This is a genomic window from Streptomyces sp. NBC_00091, from assembly GCF_026343185.1.
Taxonomy (GTDB): domain Bacteria; phylum Actinomycetota; class Actinomycetes; order Streptomycetales; family Streptomycetaceae; genus Streptomyces.
The window spans coordinates 4,357,222-4,373,992 of record NZ_JAPEMA010000001.1; the positions used below are offsets into that span (position 1 = coordinate 4,357,222).

Consider the following 16,771-nt stretch of genomic DNA (forward strand, 5'->3'; position numbering starts at 1 on the left):
AGCACTGCGGACTGGTCAGGCCCGTAGTGCCCGGTGTTTCAGTCCGTCGGCTGTTCCGCAGCCGCCTTCTCTGCGTTCTCCGCCTTCTCCGCCTTCTCCGGCAGTTCCGCAGCGAGTGCGGCGGCCGCCTGGACCAGGGGGAGCGCCAGCAGGGCCCCGGTTCCTTCCCCTACTGTGACGCCGTGGTCGAGCACCGGGTTGAGTGCCATCCGGTCCAGGGCCTTGGCCTGCCCCGGTTCCCCGCTGGACTGCCCGGCCAGCCACCAGTCGGGGGCGCGGAAGGCGGCCCGCTGGGCCACCAGCCCGCAGGCCGCCGAGACGACCCCGTCGAGGATGACCGGCGTACGGCGTACCGCGCACTGGAGCAGGAAACCGGTGATCGCGGCGACGTCCGCGCCGCCCACCGCCGCCAGCAGCGCCATCTGGTCGCCCAGCACCGGGCGGGCCCGGCGCAGGGAGTCGCGGATGGCGGCGCACTTGCGCATCCAGGCCAGGTCGTCGATCGGCAGCCCGCCGCGGCCGGTGACCACGGAGGCGTCCGTCCCGCAGAGCGCGGCCACCAGCGTGGCCGCCACCGTGGTGCCGCCCACGCTCAGATCACCGAGGACGACCAGGTCCGTACCAGAGTCGGCCTCCTCGTCGGCGATCCGGATGCCGAGGCGCAGCGCGGCCTCGGCCTCCTCGGCCGTCAGCGCGTCCTCCACGTCGATCCGCCCGCTGCCGCGGCGTACGCGGTGGCGGACCACGTCCTCGGGCAGCAGCTCCGGGTCGCAGTCCAGGCCCGCGTCCACGACGCGCACGCCCGCGCCGAACCGCCCGGCCAGGATCGACACCGGGCTGGTCCCGTCCAGCACCGCGCGCACCAGCTCGTGGGCGCTGCCGGCGGGCCGGGCGGAGACCCCCTCGGCGGCGATCCCGTGGTCGGCGGCGAACAGGACGACGCGCGGCCGCTCGATCGGCCTGACCGGCACCCGGCCCTGCGCGGCGGCCAGCCATTCGGCGAGCTCGTCGAGCCGGCCCAGGGCGCCGGGCGGCACGGCCAGCCGCTCACGACGCTCCTCGGCGTCACGTCGGACACCCCCGTCGGGGCGTTCGATCAGATCGGAGAAGTCGTCGAGATTCAGCGTGGTCATCTGGCAGAGATTACAGCCGTTCAGACCCTCCCTCAGGGGGTGTCCCGGCTCCGCTTCACCGAGGTTGTTCCTTGAGGACGAGCGCCTGTCCCGCGACCACCAGGAGTACGTGCTCGCACTCGCCCGCCACCCTGCTGTTCAGGCGGCCCAGTTCGTCGCGGAACCGCCGGCCCGACGCGGTCGCGGGGACCACGCCGGCCCCCACCTCGTTGCTCACCAGCACCACCGGGCGGCGGCACGCGCGGACGGCCGCCACCAGGTCCTCCATCCGTTCGCGCAGCTCCTTGCGACCCCCGGCCGCCCACACCGCGTCGTCCCACGCCCCGGCCCGGTCCATGGCGTCGGTGAGCCACAGCGCCAGGCAGTCGATCAGCAGGGGCGGGCCGGCCTGCTCCAGCAGCGGCACCAGTTCGCAGGTCTCCAACGTCCGCCAGGTCGCCGGGCGCCGCTCGCGGTGGAGGCCGACGCGCTGGGCCCACTCCGCGTCGCCCTCGCGGGTGCCGCCGGTGGCGACGTAGATCACCTCGGGGAAGGCCGCCAGGCGCCGCTCGGCCTCGAAGGACTTGCCGGAGCGGGCCCCGCCGAGCACCAGGGTGCGGCGCGGCACGTCCGGTACCGCGTGGTACTCGCCGGCCACCACCGTGGTCCCGTCCGGTACCGCCCGCGCCCCGGCGGCCGCGCACTGGCGCTCCAGCTCCGGGCCCGGCGGGGTGTCGTGGTCCAGGTGCACGGCGATCACGTCGGTGGCCGGGCCGACGGCGCCGCTCGCCCGCAGCCGGGCCAGGGCCTCCGGCCGGCCGAGCACGTCCGCGAGGACCAGGTCGTACGGGCGCTGCGCGGGCCCGTTGTGAGTGCCGCCCGGCGCCCCGCCAGGCGGCAGGTACAGCAGCCGGCTCCCGTCCGGGCCCGTGACCTCGTACCCGGTGCCCGGCGCGTCCATCGGCACCGCCCGCACCCGGTGCCCGCTGATCACCGCCAGCTCCCGCCCGTCGGGCACCCGCCCGGCGGCCGGCAGCCCGGGCGGCAGCTCGACGGCCGGCCCGTCGTGCGGGTGCGTCAGCAGCACCTGCCGCACACCGGCCAGCGAATGCCCCGCGCGGGCCCCGGCCAGCACCGCCCCGGGGGTCAGGTCGAGCAGCAGCGCCCCGTCCACGAGGACGGAGGTCGCGCCGCGGGACCGGGTGCCCACGGAGACCGCGCAGGCGGCGCAGGGACAGCCGGGGCGGGGCAGTCCTTCAGGGGTACCGGTGCCGAGCAGAGTGAGTTCCACACAGAGATCCTCCCGCGTCGCCGGTAGTGCTGCGCGCCCGGCTACTCTGCGGGCACACTCAAGGCGAGAAGCGTGAGATCGCGGACGAGCAACGGAGGCGGACATGGTGTGGACGTGGCGGTTCGAGAAGGCCGACGGCACCGAGACGAGCCCGGCGGTGGAACCGGAGGAGTTCACCACCCAGGGGGACGCCGAGTCCTGGATCGGCGAGGTCTGGAAGGAGCTCCTGGACGGCGGCGCGGAGAAGGTGACCCTCTTCGAGGACGACACCCAGATCTACGTGATGAGCCTGCGCGCGGCCGCCGAGGCCTGATCCCTGGCCGGGGGATGAGGGTGTGCCCGCCCTTGGGCCGGGCTCCAGCCCGGCTCGGGCCTCCCTCGGCGCCGGCTCAGGCCCCGCCTGCCTGGCGAGCTGGAATTGCCCGGAGGGCAATTCCAGCCCCGCCGGCGTTTGAGGCGCGGGGTGCGGGGCGGAGCCCCGGCGCGTAGCCGCAGGCGCCCACGGCGGGACGCCCGGCCGGCTTCAGCCCCGGACCCCGCACAGGTGCAGCAGCGCGGCGACCCCGCGGTACGGGTCGGTCCGCCCGGCGCGCTCTTCGGCGGCCAGCAGGCGTTCCAGCTCCTCGTCCGGGGGGAGTTCCGCCCCGGCCTCGGTGCCGTCGGTGAAGACGCGGACCCCGTACCAGGTGTGCAGGGGCGCGCCGATGCCCGACAGCGTGGCCGTCAGATCGGCCAGCCGGTCGGCCCGTACGTCCAGGCCCAGCCGGTTCGTGTAGTCGACGGTGTCGAAGGCGGCCAGCGCCCCCGGCCAGTCCCCGGACAGCCCGGGCCGCAGCGCGAGCGCGTCGCCGTTGCGCACCAGCAGCGACAGCAGTCCGCCGGGCGCCAGCATCCGGGCCAGCCCGGCGAGCATCGCGTCGGGTTCCGACACGTACATCAGCACCCCGTGGCACAGCACCACGTCGAAGCTGCCCGGTCCGAAGTGCGCGCCCGTCTCACGGCCGTCGCCCTCCACCAGCTCGACCCGGTCGCGGATCCCGGCGGGCTCGGCGGCCAGCGCCGCGTGCGCGACCGCCAGCATGGCGGCGTCCTGCTCCAGGCCGGTGACCCGGTGTCCGGCCCGGGCCAGACGCAGCGCCTGGGTGCCCTGGCCCATGCCGACGTCGAGGACGCGCAGCCGCTGCCCGACCGGGAAGCGGTGCGTGATCTGTTCCTCGACCTGCCGGCCCACGAGTTCCTGGCGGACGGCGTTGCGCAGTCCGCCCAGGCCCTCCAGCCACAGCCGGGCTCCCCCCGAGAAGCCCTCCCCCGGCGATGCCCCTGATGCTCCGGGCGTCGCTCCGGTCAGGGCCGTTCCCCGCGCTTGACCTGCGGCTTGGGCAGGCGCAGGCGGCGCATCTGGAGGGTGCGCATCAGGCCGTACGCGACGGCGCCGCGGCGGGGCTCGTCCTTGAAGCGCTCGTTCAGCGCCTTGCGGAGCCGGAACCACAGGCCGATGGAGTCGAGGATGATCAGGACGATCACGCCGAGCCACAGCATCAGGGCGATGTTCTGGATCGACGGGACCCGGATCATGCTCAGCACCAGGATGATCACGGCCAGCGGCAGGAACATCTCGGCGATCGAGAAACGGGAGTCCACGAAGTCGCGGACGAAGCGGCGCACGGGCCCCTTGTCACGGGCGGGCAGATAGCGCTCGTCACCGTTGGCCAGCGCTTCGCGCTGCCTGGCCATCTCTTCACGGCGACGCTCGCGGGCTCGCTTGGCGTCCTCCTTGCGGTTGCCGGTCGAGGCCACCACGGCCTTGCGCTGCGACTGGGCCACAGCACGCTTCGGCGTCGGGCGGCCCTTCGGGGCCTGCGGGTCACGGGGCTGCGAGAGGTCGGCGCTCACCTTGTCGGTGGCGGCGGCCTTCTCTTCCTTGGAGGAGCGGCTACCAAACACAAACCCAACCCTACGTGGTCGGGGCCACGGGCCCCACCTCGGCGGGGAACGATCCGGCAACGGCGGGCGTCTTCCCTGTGCGGGCCTCGGGGATCACCTACTCCTCACGCCTGATACGGCACTGGGGTAGTCGTCCTCGAGGAGGAGCGCATCCGTACTCGAACAGTGCGGTAATAGAGACAGGGCCCGTACTGTGGGTCCTGTCGGTGACCTGGAGCACAGTCCGTCTAGAAGGGGGCGCGCGAAGCCCATGAGCGGTGTCATGAAGCGTATGGGGATGATCTTCCGCGCGAAGGCGAACAAGGCCCTTGACCGGGCCGAGGACCCGCGCGAGACCCTCGACTACTCGTACCAGAAGCAGCTGGAGCTGCTTCAGAAGGTGCGCCGCGGCGTCGCCGACGTGGCGACCTCCCGCAAGCGCCTGGAACTGCAGCTGAACCAGCTCCAGGGCCAGTCCGCCAAGCTGGAGGAGCAGGGCCGCAAGGCCCTCGCCCTGGGCCGTGAGGACCTGGCCCGCGAGGCCCTGTCCCGCCGTGCCTCCCTCCAGCAGCAGGTCAGCGACCTGGAGGTGCAGCACCAGACCCTCCAGGGCGAGGAGGAGAAGCTGACGCTGGCCTCGCAGCGCCTCCAGGCCAAGGTGGACGCCTTCCGTACGAAGAAGGAGACCATCAAGGCCACCTACACCGCGGCCCAGGCGCAGACCCGCATCGCGGAGTCCTTCTCCGGCATCTCGGAGGAGATGAGCGACGTCGGCCTGGCCATCCAGCGGGCCGAGGACAAGACCGCCCAGCTCCAGGCCCGGGCCGGCGCGATCGACGAGCTGCTGGCCTCCGGCGCCCTGGACGACCAGAGCGGCCTCGGCTCCAAGGACGACATCCAGGCCGAGCTGGACCGCCTCTCCGGCGGCACCGACGTCGAGCTGGAGCTCCAGCGGATGAAGGCCGAGCTGGCGGGCGGCCCGTCCGCCCAGCAGCAGGCCATCGAGGGCGGCGCCCCGGGCACCGCCCAGCCGTCGCAGACCCAGCACCGGTTCGACAAGCAGTAGGACAGGGGCCCGTCATGATTGTCCGCATCATGGGGGAAGGGCAGGTCGAGCTCGGTGACGAGCACCTCACCGAGCTCAACAAGCTGGACGACGAACTCCTCGAGGAGATGGAGAGCGGCGACCAGGAGGGCTTCAGGCGCACGCTGGGCGCACTGCTCGAAGCCGTCCGGCGTCTGGGCAGCCCGCTGCCCGACGAGGCGCTGGAGCCGTCCGAGCTGATCCTGCCCGCACCCGACGCCACCCTCGACGAGGTGCGGCAGATGCTCAGTGACGACGGCCTCATCCCGGGCTGAGACGGGCCCGGGCACACCGACGACGAAGGGCCCGCCCCCGTACCGCACGGGGGCGGGCCCTTCGCGTCACTCGCGTCACTCGCGCCGCTCCGCCTGGTCTGCGGCGCCTTTGTCCGGGTCGGAGAGCCCGCTGATGAAGTTCTCGAACTTGCGCCTGGGCCGCGCCCAGCGCCGGTCGTGGTGGAAGGCCCGCAGCCCCGCCCTGGCCCGCGCGCGCGGGCGTGCGGCGTAGAAGCGCTTGGCGTACGGGGAACCGGGCCGGGCCAGGCGCACCGCCCCGATCAGCGCCACGAAGGGGATCACCGTCCCGAAGATCGCGGTGCGCGGCTTCCCCTTCCACAGGGCGATCAGGGCCAGGAAGAAGTTCGTGGCGGTGTTCATGACGACGAGGCCGCGGCTGTGCCGCTCCTTCGGGGACAGCTCGTTGACCCCGAAGGGCAGGAAGCCGCCCAGCACCAGCGCCACCACCGCGGCCGTCAGCACCACGATCTCCACGCTCTTGCGGCCCTGCTCGCTCCAGTAGACGTCGTCCAGGTGCAGGAGCAGCGCGAACTCGTCCAGCACCAGGCCCGCGCCCAGCCCGAAGAGCACCGCCGACAGGCCCGCGCCGAAGGTGTGCGTCCCGCTGCCGACCGCGCCGAACCCGCCGATGATCACGAGGATCACCCCCGGCACCACGTGGTGGACGTGCAGACCGCCCGGGGTGATGTTCTTGAAGGGGCCCTTCCCGGCCCGGATCAGCCGCGTGATCACGCGTGTGACCAGGAACGACAGCACGAAGGAGAGCAGGGCCAGCAGCAGGGGGAGCTTGCCCGGCTCGATGATGTTGCGTTCCCACCAGTGACCCACGACACCAGCTCCCGATATGGCATGTAATGAGCAATTTACCGCCCACCGTAAGCGGGTAGCGTTCGCGCCGATGACAGATTCGACCGATGATCCACTGCCGCTGCCGCCCCCCGAACGCGCTTCCCTCTCCGACGGGATCCGCTTCGCCTTCGGCACGCTGACCGTGCTGCCCGCGCGCATCACCCGCTGGGACCGGCCCGCCGCCCGCACCGGCATGGCCTGCGCCCCGCTCGCCGGCCTGGTCGTCGGACTGCTCGCGGCCGTACCCGGCACGCTCCTGCTGCTCCTCGGCGGCGGCCCGCTGCTCGCCGCGGCCGTCACCGTAGCCGTCCCCGCGGCGCTGACCCGCGGGCTCCACCTCGACGGCCTGGCCGATACGGCCGACGGACTGGGCAGCGCCAAGCCCGCCGAGGACGCCCTGCGGATCATGAAGCAGTCCGACATCGGCCCCTTCGGGGTCATCGCCCTGCTCGTCGTCTTCCTGGTGCAGGTGGCCGCCCTGTCGAACGCGTACGCCGACAGCTGGATCCGGGGGGCGCTCGCCGCCGTACTGGCCGCCGTCGCCGCCCGCCTCGCCATGACCCTGGCCTCCCGGCAGGGAGTGCCCGCCGCCCGGCCCGAGGGGCTCGGCGCGGCCGTCGCCGGCGTGGTCCCGCTCCGGGCGGCGGCCCTGGTGAGCGCCCTCGTCGTGGCGGCCGCGGCCCTGGCCGCGCTCCCGGCGGGCCCGCTCGCCGCCGCCCAGCACGCGGTGGCGGTCCTCGCGGCCCTGCTCACCGCCGAACTCCTGCTGCGCCGCTGCGTCCGCCGCTTCGGCGGGGTCACCGGCGATGTCTTCGGCGCCCTGTGCGAGGTCTGCGCGACCACCGTCCTGCTGGTCCTCGCCCTCGGCTGAGCTCCGGTCTCCGGCCGGAGCGGGGGCTCGGACGCGCGTACGGTCCGCCTACTCTGGGCCGTATGACTGAGCCCGCCGACGCCGGCCCCGCCTGCATCCGAGTCCTGCTCGCCGACGACCAGGCGCTGCTGCGCAGCGCGTTCAAGGTGCTCGTCGACTCCGAGGCCGACATGGAGGTCGTCGGCGAGGCCTCCGACGGCGCCCAGGCCTACGCCCTCGCCCGCGAACGGCGGGCCGACGTCGTCCTCATGGACATCCGGATGCCCGGCACCGACGGGCTCGCCGCCACCCGCATGATCAGCGCCGACCCGGAGCTGTCGGACGTCCGCGTGGTCATGCTGACCACCTTCGAGGTGGACGAGTACGTGGCCTCGGCCCTGCGCGCCGGAGCCTCCGGCTTCCTCGGCAAGGGCGCCGAGCCCGAGGAACTCCTCAACGCCATCCGCGTCGCCGCCGCCGGCGAGGCGCTGCTCTCCCCGGCCGCCACCAAAGGGCTCATCGCCAGCTTCCTCGCCCAGGGCGGCCACGCCGACGCCCCCGCCACCGGCTCGGCCCACGCCGAACGGCTCGCCACCCTGACCGGCCGAGAGCGCGAGGTCCTCGTACAGGTGGCCGGCGGCCTCTCCAACGACGGCATCGCCACCCGGCTGGAGGTCAGCCCGCTCACCGTGAAGACCCACGTCAACCGGGCCATGGCCAAGCTCGGGGCCCGCGACCGGGCGCAACTGGTGGTCATCGCGTACGAATCGGGACTGGTCCGGCCGCGCGCCGACTGACCTGCGGCGGACCCGGCGGCGGACCCGGCAGTGCACCCCGGCGGTGCACCCCGGCAGCGAAACACGGCCGGATCCGCAGTAGCACGGACTACTGCGGACGCGGTATGCCGCAGATAAGGACGGCACCTGGGAGCGACGCAGCGGGGCCCGGGCGTACGAAAGGCTGATGGGACCTCGCGAACGACCAGCAGAGAGATCCCACACCCATGTCCTGGCTGTCCCGCTTCAGCCTTGCCCAGAGAGCGCTGGTCGGCCTCGTGTCGATCGTCGCGCTCCTCTTCGGCGCCATAGCCATCCCGCAGCTCAAGCAGCAGCTGCTGCCCTCCATCGAATTGCCGATGGTCTCCGTGCTCGCGCCGTACCAGGGCGCCTCGCCCGACGTGGTCGAGAAGCAGGTCGTCGAGCCGATCGAGAACACCCTCAAGGGCGTCGACGGCATCACCGGCATCACCTCGACCGCCAGCGAGGGCAACGCCCTCATCCGGGCCACCTTCGACTACGGCGACAGCGGCACCAAGCAGCTCGTCGCCGACGTCCAGCAGGCCGTCAACCGGGCCCGCGTCCGGCTGCCCGCCGAGGTGGACCCGCAGGTCGTGGCCGGCTCCACCGACGACATCCCCACCGTCGTCCTCGCCGTCACCTCGGACAAGGACCAGCAGGCGCTCGCCGAACAGCTGAACCGTTCCGTCGTCCCCGTCCTGGAGGACATCGAGGGCGTCGGCCAGGTCAGCGTGGACGGCGTACGGGACCTCCAGGTCACCATCACACCCGACCGCGCGAAGCTCGCCGCGGCCGGCCTCGACGGCGCCGCGCTCGCCGAAGGCCTCAAGGCGGGCGGTACCACCGTCCCCGCCGGCTCCTTCGACGAGGAGGGCAAGAACCGCACCGTCCGCGTCGGTTCCGGCTACACCTCCCTCGCCCAGCTGGAGGACCTCCGGCTGACCGCCGGCCCGGGCAAGCCCGCCGTCCGCCTCGGCGACGTGGCCACCGTCAAGCAGGAGCCGGCCCGCGCCGACTCCATCACCCGCACCAACGGCAAGCCCAGCCTCGCCCTCGTCCTCACCATGGACAAGGACGGCAGCGCCGTCGCCATCTCCGACGCCGTCAAGGACAAGCTCCCCGAGCTGCGCTCCACGCTCGGCTCCGGCGCCGAGCTGACCGTGGTCAGCGACCAGGGCCCGGCCGTCGCCCGCTCCATCTCGGGCCTGACCACCGAAGGCCTGCTCGGCCTGGCCTTCGCCGTCATCGTGATCCTGGTCTTCCTGGCCTCGATCCGCTCGACGCTGGTCACCGCGGTCTCCATCCCGCTGTCCGTGGTCCTCGCCCTGATCGTGCTGTGGACCCGCGACCTGTCCCTCAACATGCTGACGCTGGGCGCCCTCACCATCGCCATCGGCCGGGTCGTCGACGACTCGATCGTGGTCCTGGAGAACATCAAGCGCCACCTCGGCTACGGCGAGGAGCGCGAGGCCGCGATCACCACCGCGGTCAAGGAGGTGGCCGGCGCGGTCACCTCGTCCACGCTCACCACCGTCGCCGTCTTCCTGCCGATCGGCCTCGTCGGCGGCATGATCGGCGAGCTCTTCGGCTCCTTCTCGCTCACCGTGACCGCCGCCCTGCTGGCCTCGCTGCTGGTGTCGCTCACGGTCGTCCCGGTGCTGTCGTACTGGTTCCTGCGGGCCCCCAAGGGCACTTCCCCCGACCCGGACAAGGCCCGCCGCGAGGCCGAGGAGAAGGAGGCGAACAGCCGCCTCCAGCGCCTCTACGTACGGGTCCTGGGCTTCGCCACCCGGCGCCGCCTGACCAGCGTGGCGATCGCGGTCGTGGTCCTCGTCGCCACCTTCGGGATGACCCCGCTGCTGAAGACGAACTTCTTCGACCAGGGCGACCAGGACGTCCTGACGGTGAAGCAGGAACTGCCCGCCGGCACCTCGCTGGCCGCCTCCGACGAGGCGAGCCGCAAGGTGGAGAAGGCCCTGGCCTCCGTCGAGGGCGTCAAGGACCACCAGGTCACCGTCGGCTCCTCCGGCTTCCTCGCGGCCTTCGGCGGCGGTACCGGCTCCAACCAGGCCTCCTTCCAGGTCACGCTGAAGGACGCCGGCGAGTCCGACGCCGTCAAGAAGCGGATCCAGGACGCCCTCGCCGGGCTCGACGGCATCGGCGACACCTCCATCTCGGCGGGAGGCGGCTTCGGCGGCCAGAACCTGAGCGTGGTCGTCAAGGCCGGTGACGGCGGCGTGCTCGCCAAGGCCGCCGAGCAGGTGCGCGCCGAGGTGGCCACCCTGAAGGACGTCACCGACGTCCAGAGCGACCTGGCCCAGTCGGTGCCCCGGATCTCGGTCACCGCCACCCCGAAGACCGCCGAGGCGGGCCTGAACCAGGCCGCCCTGGGCGCGCTCGTCGCACAGGCCGTCCGGGGCAACCCGGTGGGCAAGGCCGTACTGGACAACACCGAGCGGGACATCGTCGTCCGCTCCGACCGGCCCGCCACCACCGTGGCCGAGCTCCAGGCCCTGCCGGTCGGCCCGGCCAGGCTCGGGGACATCGCCGAGGTGAAGGTGGTCCCCGGCCCGGTCGCCATGACCCGGATCGACGGCGCCCGCGCCGCCACCATCACCGCCAAGCCCGTCGGCGACAACACGGGCGCGGTCAGCTCCGCGCTCCAGACCAAGCTCAAGGCCCTGGACCTGCCCGAGGGGGCCACCGCCTCCATCGGCGGGGTCTCCTCCGACCAGGACGAGGCCTTCGGCTCCCTGGGCCTGGCCATGCTGGCGGCCATCGCGATCGTGTTCATGCTGCTGGTGGCGACCTTCCGCTCGCTGGTCCAGCCGCTGATCCTGCTGGTCTCCATCCCCTTCGCCGCCACCGGCGCGCTGGGCCTGCTCATCGTCACGGGCACCCCGATGGGCGTCCCGGCGATGATCGGCATGCTGATGCTCATCGGCATCGTGGTGACCAACGCGATCGTCCTGATCGACCTGGTCAACCAGTACCGGGCGCAGGGCCTGGGCGTCGTCGAGGCGGTCGTCGAGGGCGGCCGCCACCGGCTCCGCCCGATCCTGATGACGGCCCTGGCGACGATCTTCGCCCTGCTCCCGATGGCGCTGGGCGTCACCGGCGAGGGCGGCTTCATCTCGCAGCCGCTCGCGGTGGTGGTGATCGGCGGCCTGGTCAGCTCGACCCTGCTGACCCTGCTGCTGGTGCCGACCCTCTACGCGATGATCGAGCTCCGCAAGGAGCGCCGCCGGGCGAAGCGGACGGCCCGCCTCACGGTGGTCCCGCCCCCGGCCCCGTCGTCGCGGGACGAGGACGACCCGGTCACGGTCTGATCCGGTGAACGCCGAAGGGGCGCCCCCCGGCCGGGGGGCGCCCCTTCGTGCGTACGACGCTGACGGCAGCCGCTACGGCAGCGCCAGCATCCGCTCCAGCGCGAGCTTCGCGAAGCTCTCCGTCTCCTTGTCGACCTGGATCTGGTTGACGAGGTTGCCCTCGGCCAGGGACTCCAGGGTCCACACCAGGTGGGGGAGGTCGATGCGGTTCATCGTCGAGCAGAAGCAGACCGTCTTGTCGAGGAAGACGACCTCCTTGTCCTCCGCGGCGAATCGATTCGCCAGACGGCGGACCAGGTTCAGCTCGGTGCCGATGGCCCACTTGGAGCCGGCCGGGGCCGCCTCCAGCGCCTTGATGATGTACTCCGTCGAGCCGACGTAGTCCGCGGCCGCCACGACCTCGTGCTTGCACTCGGGGTGGACCAGGACGTTCACACCGGGGATGCGGGCGCGGACGTCGTTGACCGAGTCGACCGAGAAGCGGCCGTGGACCGAGCAGTGACCGCGCCACAGGATCATCTTGGCGCCCTGGAGCTGCTCGACCGTCAGCCCGCCGTTCGGCTTGTGCGGGTTGTACAGGACGCAGTCGTCCAGGGACATGCCCATGTCGCGGACGGCGGTGTTGCGGCCCAGGTGCTGGTCCGGGAGGAAGAGCACCTTCTCCCCCTGCTCGAAGGCCCACTCCAGGGCCTTCTTCGCGTTGGACGAGGTGCAGATCGTGCCGCCGTGCTTGCCGGTGAAGGCCTTGATGTCGGCGGAGGAGTTCATGTACGAGACGGGGACCGTCGAGCCGGCGATCCCGGCCTCGGTCAGCACGTCCCAGCACTCCGCGACCTGCTCGGCGGTGGCCATGTCGGCCATCGAGCAGCCGGCCGCGAGGTCGGGCAGCACGACCTTCTGGTCGTCCGAGGTCAGGATGTCCGCGGACTCGGCCATGAAGTGCACGCCGCAGAAGACGATGTACTCGGCCTCCGGCTTGGCGGCCGCGTCCTTGGCCAGCTTGAAGGAGTCGCCGGTGACGTCGGCGAACTCGATGACCTCGTCACGCTGGTAGTGGTGACCGAGGATGAAGACCTTGTCGCCGAGCTTCTCCTTGGCGGCGCGGGCGCGCTCCACCAGGTCCGGGTCGGACGGCGAGGGAAGGTCGCCGGGGCACTCCACCCCGCGCTCGCTCTTGGGATCGGCCTCACGGCCGAGCAGCAGCAGGGCAAGGGGCGTCGGCTGGACGTCCAAAGGCTGGGCGGTGGTCACGACACGCACCCTTTCTGTTCTGCGACAAGGATTTCTGGGACTGCGGGGGGCTGATTCGACTTCTCGTCTATTTGACGTTATCTATCATAACCGCTTCACGTCACTTTGACGATGGCCATAGTGTCGATGTGACGCATTCGCCCCCGTGCGGCACACGCCACTCCACCGGTCCTCGTCGCGGGGTCCACCGCCCCGCCCGGGTGTGCGAGCATGAATTGAGAAAACAAGGCGCCGGACCGGAATGAAACCGCGGTCCCGCTGGTTGCCATCGACGGCAAGAGTCCGACGTTTCCCCAGCCTCTGGCGGGGAGCCGCCCACTTCGGGAGTGAATGCAGATGTCCGTACAGGACGACAAGACCACTGTGAGCGACGGCATCCTCCTGTCCGACGCCGCCGCCGAGAAGGTCAGGACCCTGCTGGAGCAGGAAGGCCGCGATGACCTCGCACTGCGCGTCGCCGTCCAGCCCGGCGGCTGCTCCGGCCTGCGGTACCAGCTCTTCTTCGACGAGCGTTCCCTCGACGGCGACGTCGTCAAGGACTTCGACGGCGTCAAGGTCGTGACCGACCGGATGAGCTCCCCGTACCTGCACGGCGCCTCGATCGACTTCGTCGACACCATCGAGAAGCAGGGCTTCACCATCGACAACCCGAACGCCACCGGCTCCTGCGCCTGCGGCGACTCGTTCAGCTAAGCCTGTACGACAGCTAAGCCTGTACGACGAGGGCCCGGGTGCCGGTCGGAAACGACCGGCACCCGGGCCCTTGTGCGTCCTGCCGCCCTCCTACTGGCGGGGGAGCGGCTTGCCCGACGTCGCGTCGACCACCTTCCGGTCGCCGAGCGGCTGCTGGAGCGTCGCCGTCAGGGCCATCTCCTGCGCGAGCATGATGCAGGCCTGGCCCGGCTTGTTCGGGGTCTCCGTGATCTTCACCAGGACCGAAGCGGCCTCCTCCCGCGCCTCCAGGGCGTAGGTGCTGCACACCCCGCCCCAGAAGTTCACGGTCAGCGTCCGGTCCGCCTGCGCGTACGAGAACCCGGGCACCGTGTGCGCCTGCGGCGGCACCGGAGTGCCTGCGTCACCGGCCGCGGCGGGCGACGTCACCGTGCGGCCCGGCTTGCCCTGCGACCCCGCGACCTCGAACAGCCAGGCCGGTACGAGACCCCGCCCGCCGTCGACCGTCCCCGGGACCAGCCCCAGTACGGCCCCCCGTACGCTCTCGGTCCGCGGCGGCTTGATCGGGCGCGGCTCCGGGTTGCAGGGCAGCGTGTCCGTCGCACCCGTCGGGGTGTCCGGGGTCAGGGGCACCGAGGTCGCGCAGCCGCTGGGGCCCGGGCCGGTACCGTCGCCGCCGCCCTTGCTCGCGGCGTTGAGGCGCTCCAGGGCCTCGGCGGCCTTGACCACCGGCTGCTCGCCCACGCGGACCGGGGCCTTCAGCTCGCCGCTGCCCGCGACCACCGTCACGTCCGTCCCCACGCTGAGCCTGGTGGACCAGCCCTGGGTGGGGAGCCCGCCCACCACCGGGTCGGCGCTCACCACCCGGACCGCGCCCTGGGTGAGGTGGGCGTCCACCTTGGCGTCGCCCTGCCCGACGGCCGCGAGCACCGGGGCCGCAGCGGTCTTGGCGTCCTGCTCGGAGACCGGCTTCGCGGCGTCGGTGCCGGTGGCCGTGCCCGCGCCGGCGCCCGTGCCCTCCTGGGGGAGGGTGGCCGGGCCGCAGGTGTCCTTGCCGCGCACGCAGTCGTCCCCGGACCCGCCGGGTCCGCCCGTCCCGCCCGCCTGGAAGCGGGAGAAGCTCCACGTGCCGGGGGCCTTACGGGTCACCGTGAGCCGGGGCCCCGAACCGTCGGCGGCCTCGCCGGCCTGCCAGCTGTCGCCGACCAGCCGGGGCGCGCCGGAGATCCCGAGGGCCTTCGCGAGCCGGGCCACCTCGTCGGAGGTGACCTCCCCGGTCGCGGCGAAGGAGGGCGCGCTGGCCGGCCCCTCGGGCAGCTTCACGTCGGCCCGGTAGGTCACCGGCCCGCCGGACGGATCCGGCTCCCCGGGGGCGATGCCGGGGCCGGAGGGGGAGCCCGCCGCGCGCGGCGCGACGGCCGCGCTGTCACTCGTACGGGTGCCGCCGCCCGAGGCGTCGCCGTACGCCGTCGACGCCCAGTACGCCGTACCGCCGCCGGCCAGCAGGACGGCGGCCGCGATCGAGCCGACGGCCCAGGAGGGCCGCCGTCGTGTGGCGCGTGATGTGTCGGGTTGTTCGCTGGTCACCGCATCGCTCCTTAGCGTGTCCCGCCGTTACGTGATGCGGGTGTGACGCAGCGGCCGCGAAACCGGTTCCCTGGGGGTGCCCCCTAGTCCCCGTACGCGGCGGTGGAGGCGATCAGCCGGGCCGATGCGGGCGGGACGCGCACGCCGTGGATCTGCGAGGGCGCCACCCGGACCGGACGGGGCTCCTGCTCGACCGCCCAGTGCGGGGCCATGCGGGCGCAGTCACCGAGCAGCCGTGCGAAGCCGGGCCGCGGGTCCGCGGCGTGGTCCGTGTGCCCGAAGCCATCGGTATAGGTCATGGGGGCACCGTAGGCACGCCATCCTGGGCGAAGGAAGTCCTACTACGGGGTAGTTTCGCCGGGTCGGACGAGGGCCGCGGACCGGGTAGCTTTGAATGTCCCCTCGCCGTCCTCCGCAGGAGCGTCCACGCCGTGCGCATCGCAGTCACCGGCTCCATCGCCACCGACCACCTCATGACCTTCCCGGGCCGCTTCGCCGACCAGTTCGTCGCCGACCAGCTCCACACGGTCTCCCTCTCCTTCCTCGTCGACAACCTCGACGTCCGACGGGGCGGGGTCGGCCCGAACATCTGCTTCGGCATGGGGCAGCTCGGCAGCCGCCCGATCCTCGTCGGCGCGGCCGGCTCGGACTTCGACGAGTACCGCGCGTGGCTCGACCGGCACGGCGTCGACACCGAGTCCGTGCGGATCTCCGAGGTGCTGCACACCGCGCGCTTCGTCTGCACCACGGACGCCGACCACAACCAGATCGGCTCCTTCTACACGGGCGCGATGAGCGAGGCCCGGCAGATCGAGCTCAAGGCCGTCGCCGACCGCGTGGGCGGGCTGGACCTCGTCCTCATCGGCGCCGACGACCCCGAGGCGATGCTCCGCCACACGGAGGAGTGCCGTACGCGGGGGATCCCCTTCGCCGCCGACTTCTCGCAGCAGATCGCCCGGATGGACGGCGAGAACATCCGCACCCTGATGGAGGGTGCGACGTACCTCTTCTCGAACGAGTACGAGAAGGGCCTCATCGAGTCGAAGTCCGGCTGGACGGACGGGGAGATCCTCGCCAAGGTCGGCACCCGCGTCACCACGCTCGGCGCGCAGGGCGTGCGCATCGAGCGGGTCGGGCAGGAGCCGATCCTGGTCGGCTGCCCGGAGGAGACGGCCAAGGTCGACCCGACGGGCGTCGGCGACGCGTTCCGCGCGGGCTTCCTGACCGGGCTGGGCTGGGGCGTCGGCCTGGAGCGGGCCGCGCAGATCGGCTGCATGCTCGCCACCCTCGTGATCGAGACCCTGGGCACCCAGGAGTACACGCTGGCGCGGGCGCACTTCATGGAGCGCTTCACCAAGGCCTACGGCGAGTCCGCCGCCGCCGAAGTCCGCGCGCACCTGCCTTCTTAACGCGCCGCTCGCGCGGTTGTCCGTCTGCGGGTGGTGGGCCGCTGCGCGGAGCTGTCCCCTACCCGCCCTTCCACCGTTTCCCGGGGCGCTGCCCCGGACCCCGTTTCCTGGGGCTCCGCCCCCAGACCCTCCCGCAGACTCCGTCCGGGGGACCCCCAGCGCCTCAAACGCCGGCGAGGCTGGATGTTGCCCGGCGGGGCCTGGAGTGCGCGCAGCGCACTTCCAGGCCCGCCGGCGTTTGAGGCGCGGGCGCGGAGCGCCGTGTCGTGACCCGCACCAGCGGGTCGGGGTCCGGGGCGGAGCCCCGGGGAACGGTGGAAG

16 protein-coding genes are annotated in these 16,771 nt (G+C 72.6%); 8 read left to right on the forward strand and 8 right to left on the reverse strand.

Annotation, left to right across the window (positions count from 1 at the left end; genetic code table 11):
- Positions 1-38 precede the first annotated feature (38 nt).
- Positions 39-1,124: a nicotinate-nucleotide--dimethylbenzimidazole phosphoribosyltransferase gene (gene cobT, locus OOK34_RS20125; RefSeq protein WP_267036831.1), complete on the reverse strand. Its 1,086-nt coding sequence runs from the start codon at positions 1,122-1,124 to the stop codon at positions 39-41.
- A 64-nt stretch (positions 1,125-1,188) separates the two neighbouring features.
- Entirely contained in the window at positions 1,189-2,403 is a 1,215-nt protein-coding gene (locus OOK34_RS20130; RefSeq protein ID WP_267035248.1) for a bifunctional adenosylcobinamide kinase/adenosylcobinamide-phosphate guanylyltransferase, read from the reverse strand.
- Between the two features lie 103 nt (positions 2,404-2,506).
- Between OOK34_RS20130 and OOK34_RS20135 the strand changes: the two genes are divergently transcribed.
- Positions 2,507-2,716 carry a hypothetical protein gene (locus OOK34_RS20135; RefSeq protein WP_267035249.1) on the forward strand — a complete coding sequence of 70 codons (210 nt, stop codon included), beginning with the start codon at positions 2,507-2,509 and terminating at the stop codon, positions 2,714-2,716.
- Positions 2,717-2,926: 210 nt separating this feature from the next.
- On the opposite strand, the gene OOK34_RS20140 is transcribed toward OOK34_RS20135, so the two are convergent.
- Together OOK34_RS20140 and OOK34_RS20145 are read right to left on the reverse strand one after the other, a co-directional pair.
- The gene (locus tag OOK34_RS20140; protein WP_267035250.1) at positions 2,927-3,634 is read right to left on the reverse strand and encodes a bifunctional 2-polyprenyl-6-hydroxyphenol methylase/3-demethylubiquinol 3-O-methyltransferase UbiG; all 708 of its coding nucleotides are present in this window, start codon (positions 3,632-3,634) and stop codon (positions 2,927-2,929) included.
- Positions 3,635-3,747: 113 nt separating this feature from the next.
- Entirely contained in the window at positions 3,748-4,347 is a 600-nt protein-coding gene (locus OOK34_RS20145; protein ID WP_267035251.1) for a DUF3043 domain-containing protein, read from the reverse strand.
- Between the two features lie 250 nt (positions 4,348-4,597).
- Between OOK34_RS20145 and OOK34_RS20150 the strand changes: the two genes are divergently transcribed.
- Both OOK34_RS20150 and OOK34_RS20155 read left to right on the forward strand, forming a co-directional pair.
- On the forward strand, positions 4,598-5,392 hold the full coding sequence (locus OOK34_RS20150) for a PspA/IM30 family protein (RefSeq protein ID WP_267035252.1): 795 nt from the start codon (positions 4,598-4,600) through the stop codon (positions 5,390-5,392).
- A 14-nt stretch (positions 5,393-5,406) separates the two neighbouring features.
- Positions 5,407-5,685, forward strand: coding sequence for a hypothetical protein (locus tag OOK34_RS20155; protein ID WP_267035253.1), 279 nt, complete (start codon positions 5,407-5,409; stop codon positions 5,683-5,685).
- Between the two features lie 75 nt (positions 5,686-5,760).
- Here the strand turns inward: OOK34_RS20155 and OOK34_RS20160 are convergent, their stop codons facing one another.
- The gene (locus OOK34_RS20160; RefSeq protein ID WP_267035254.1) at positions 5,761-6,534 is read right to left on the reverse strand and encodes a hypothetical protein; all 774 of its coding nucleotides are present in this window, start codon (positions 6,532-6,534) and stop codon (positions 5,761-5,763) included.
- A gap of 70 nt (positions 6,535-6,604) precedes the next feature.
- On the opposite strand from OOK34_RS20160, the gene cobS reads away from it, so the two are divergent.
- From cobS to OOK34_RS20175, 3 genes are all read left to right on the forward strand, one after another.
- A complete protein-coding gene (gene cobS / locus OOK34_RS20165) occupies positions 6,605-7,426 on the forward strand; it encodes an adenosylcobinamide-GDP ribazoletransferase (protein WP_267035255.1) in 822 nt (273 codons plus the stop codon).
- A 62-nt stretch (positions 7,427-7,488) separates the two neighbouring features.
- Positions 7,489-8,202, forward strand: a complete 714-nt coding sequence (locus tag OOK34_RS20170) for a response regulator transcription factor (protein WP_267035256.1) — start codon at positions 7,489-7,491, stop codon at positions 8,200-8,202.
- A 206-nt stretch (positions 8,203-8,408) separates the two neighbouring features.
- Positions 8,409-11,531 (forward strand): efflux RND transporter permease subunit, encoded by a 3,123-nt coding sequence (locus tag OOK34_RS20175; protein ID WP_267035257.1) that lies wholly within the window; start codon positions 8,409-8,411, stop codon positions 11,529-11,531.
- Positions 11,532-11,603: 72 nt separating this feature from the next.
- Here the strand turns inward: OOK34_RS20175 and nadA are convergent, their stop codons facing one another.
- Positions 11,604-12,791, reverse strand: a complete 1,188-nt coding sequence (gene nadA / locus OOK34_RS20180; protein WP_267035258.1) for a quinolinate synthase NadA — start codon at positions 12,789-12,791, stop codon at positions 11,604-11,606.
- Positions 12,792-13,118: 327 nt separating this feature from the next.
- Between nadA and erpA the strand changes: the two genes are divergently transcribed.
- Positions 13,119-13,475, forward strand: coding sequence for an iron-sulfur cluster insertion protein ErpA (gene erpA / locus OOK34_RS20185; RefSeq protein ID WP_030010511.1), 357 nt, complete (start codon positions 13,119-13,121; stop codon positions 13,473-13,475).
- A 90-nt stretch (positions 13,476-13,565) separates the two neighbouring features.
- On the opposite strand, the gene OOK34_RS20190 is transcribed toward erpA, so the two are convergent.
- Both OOK34_RS20190 and OOK34_RS20195 read right to left on the reverse strand, forming a co-directional pair.
- Complete coding sequence (locus OOK34_RS20190) at positions 13,566-15,041, reverse strand: hypothetical protein (RefSeq protein ID WP_267035259.1); 1,476 nt, start codon at positions 15,039-15,041, stop codon at positions 13,566-13,568.
- Between the two features lie 83 nt (positions 15,042-15,124).
- Positions 15,125-15,340: a hypothetical protein gene (locus OOK34_RS20195; RefSeq protein WP_267035260.1), complete on the reverse strand. Its 216-nt coding sequence runs from the start codon at positions 15,338-15,340 to the stop codon at positions 15,125-15,127.
- Positions 15,341-15,472: 132 nt separating this feature from the next.
- Here OOK34_RS20195 and OOK34_RS20200 point away from each other — a divergent pair, with 132 nt between their 5' ends.
- Complete coding sequence (locus OOK34_RS20200; RefSeq protein ID WP_267035261.1) at positions 15,473-16,450, forward strand: carbohydrate kinase family protein; 978 nt, start codon at positions 15,473-15,475, stop codon at positions 16,448-16,450.
- Positions 16,451-16,771 lie beyond the last annotated feature (321 nt).

Excerpts from the sequence above, each read along its gene's own strand:
- OOK34_RS20135 (WP_267035249.1), top strand. The coding sequence starts at position 2,507 with ATGGTGTGGACGTGGCGGTTCGAGAAGGCCGACGGCACCGAGACGAGC.
- cobS (WP_267035255.1), top strand. The coding sequence starts at position 6,605 with ATGACAGATTCGACCGATGATCCACTGCCGCTGCCGCCCCCCGAACGC.
- OOK34_RS20195 (WP_267035260.1), bottom strand. The coding sequence starts at position 15,340 with ATGACCTATACCGATGGCTTCGGGCACACGGACCACGCCGCGGACCCG.
- OOK34_RS20175 (WP_267035257.1), top strand. The coding sequence starts at position 8,409 with ATGTCCTGGCTGTCCCGCTTCAGCCTTGCCCAGAGAGCGCTGGTCGGC.
- OOK34_RS20170 (WP_267035256.1), top strand. The coding sequence starts at position 7,489 with ATGACTGAGCCCGCCGACGCCGGCCCCGCCTGCATCCGAGTCCTGCTC.
- erpA (WP_030010511.1), top strand. The coding sequence starts at position 13,119 with ATGTCCGTACAGGACGACAAGACCACTGTGAGCGACGGCATCCTCCTG.
- OOK34_RS20150 (WP_267035252.1), top strand. The coding sequence starts at position 4,598 with ATGAGCGGTGTCATGAAGCGTATGGGGATGATCTTCCGCGCGAAGGCG.
- OOK34_RS20155 (WP_267035253.1), top strand. The coding sequence starts at position 5,407 with ATGATTGTCCGCATCATGGGGGAAGGGCAGGTCGAGCTCGGTGACGAG.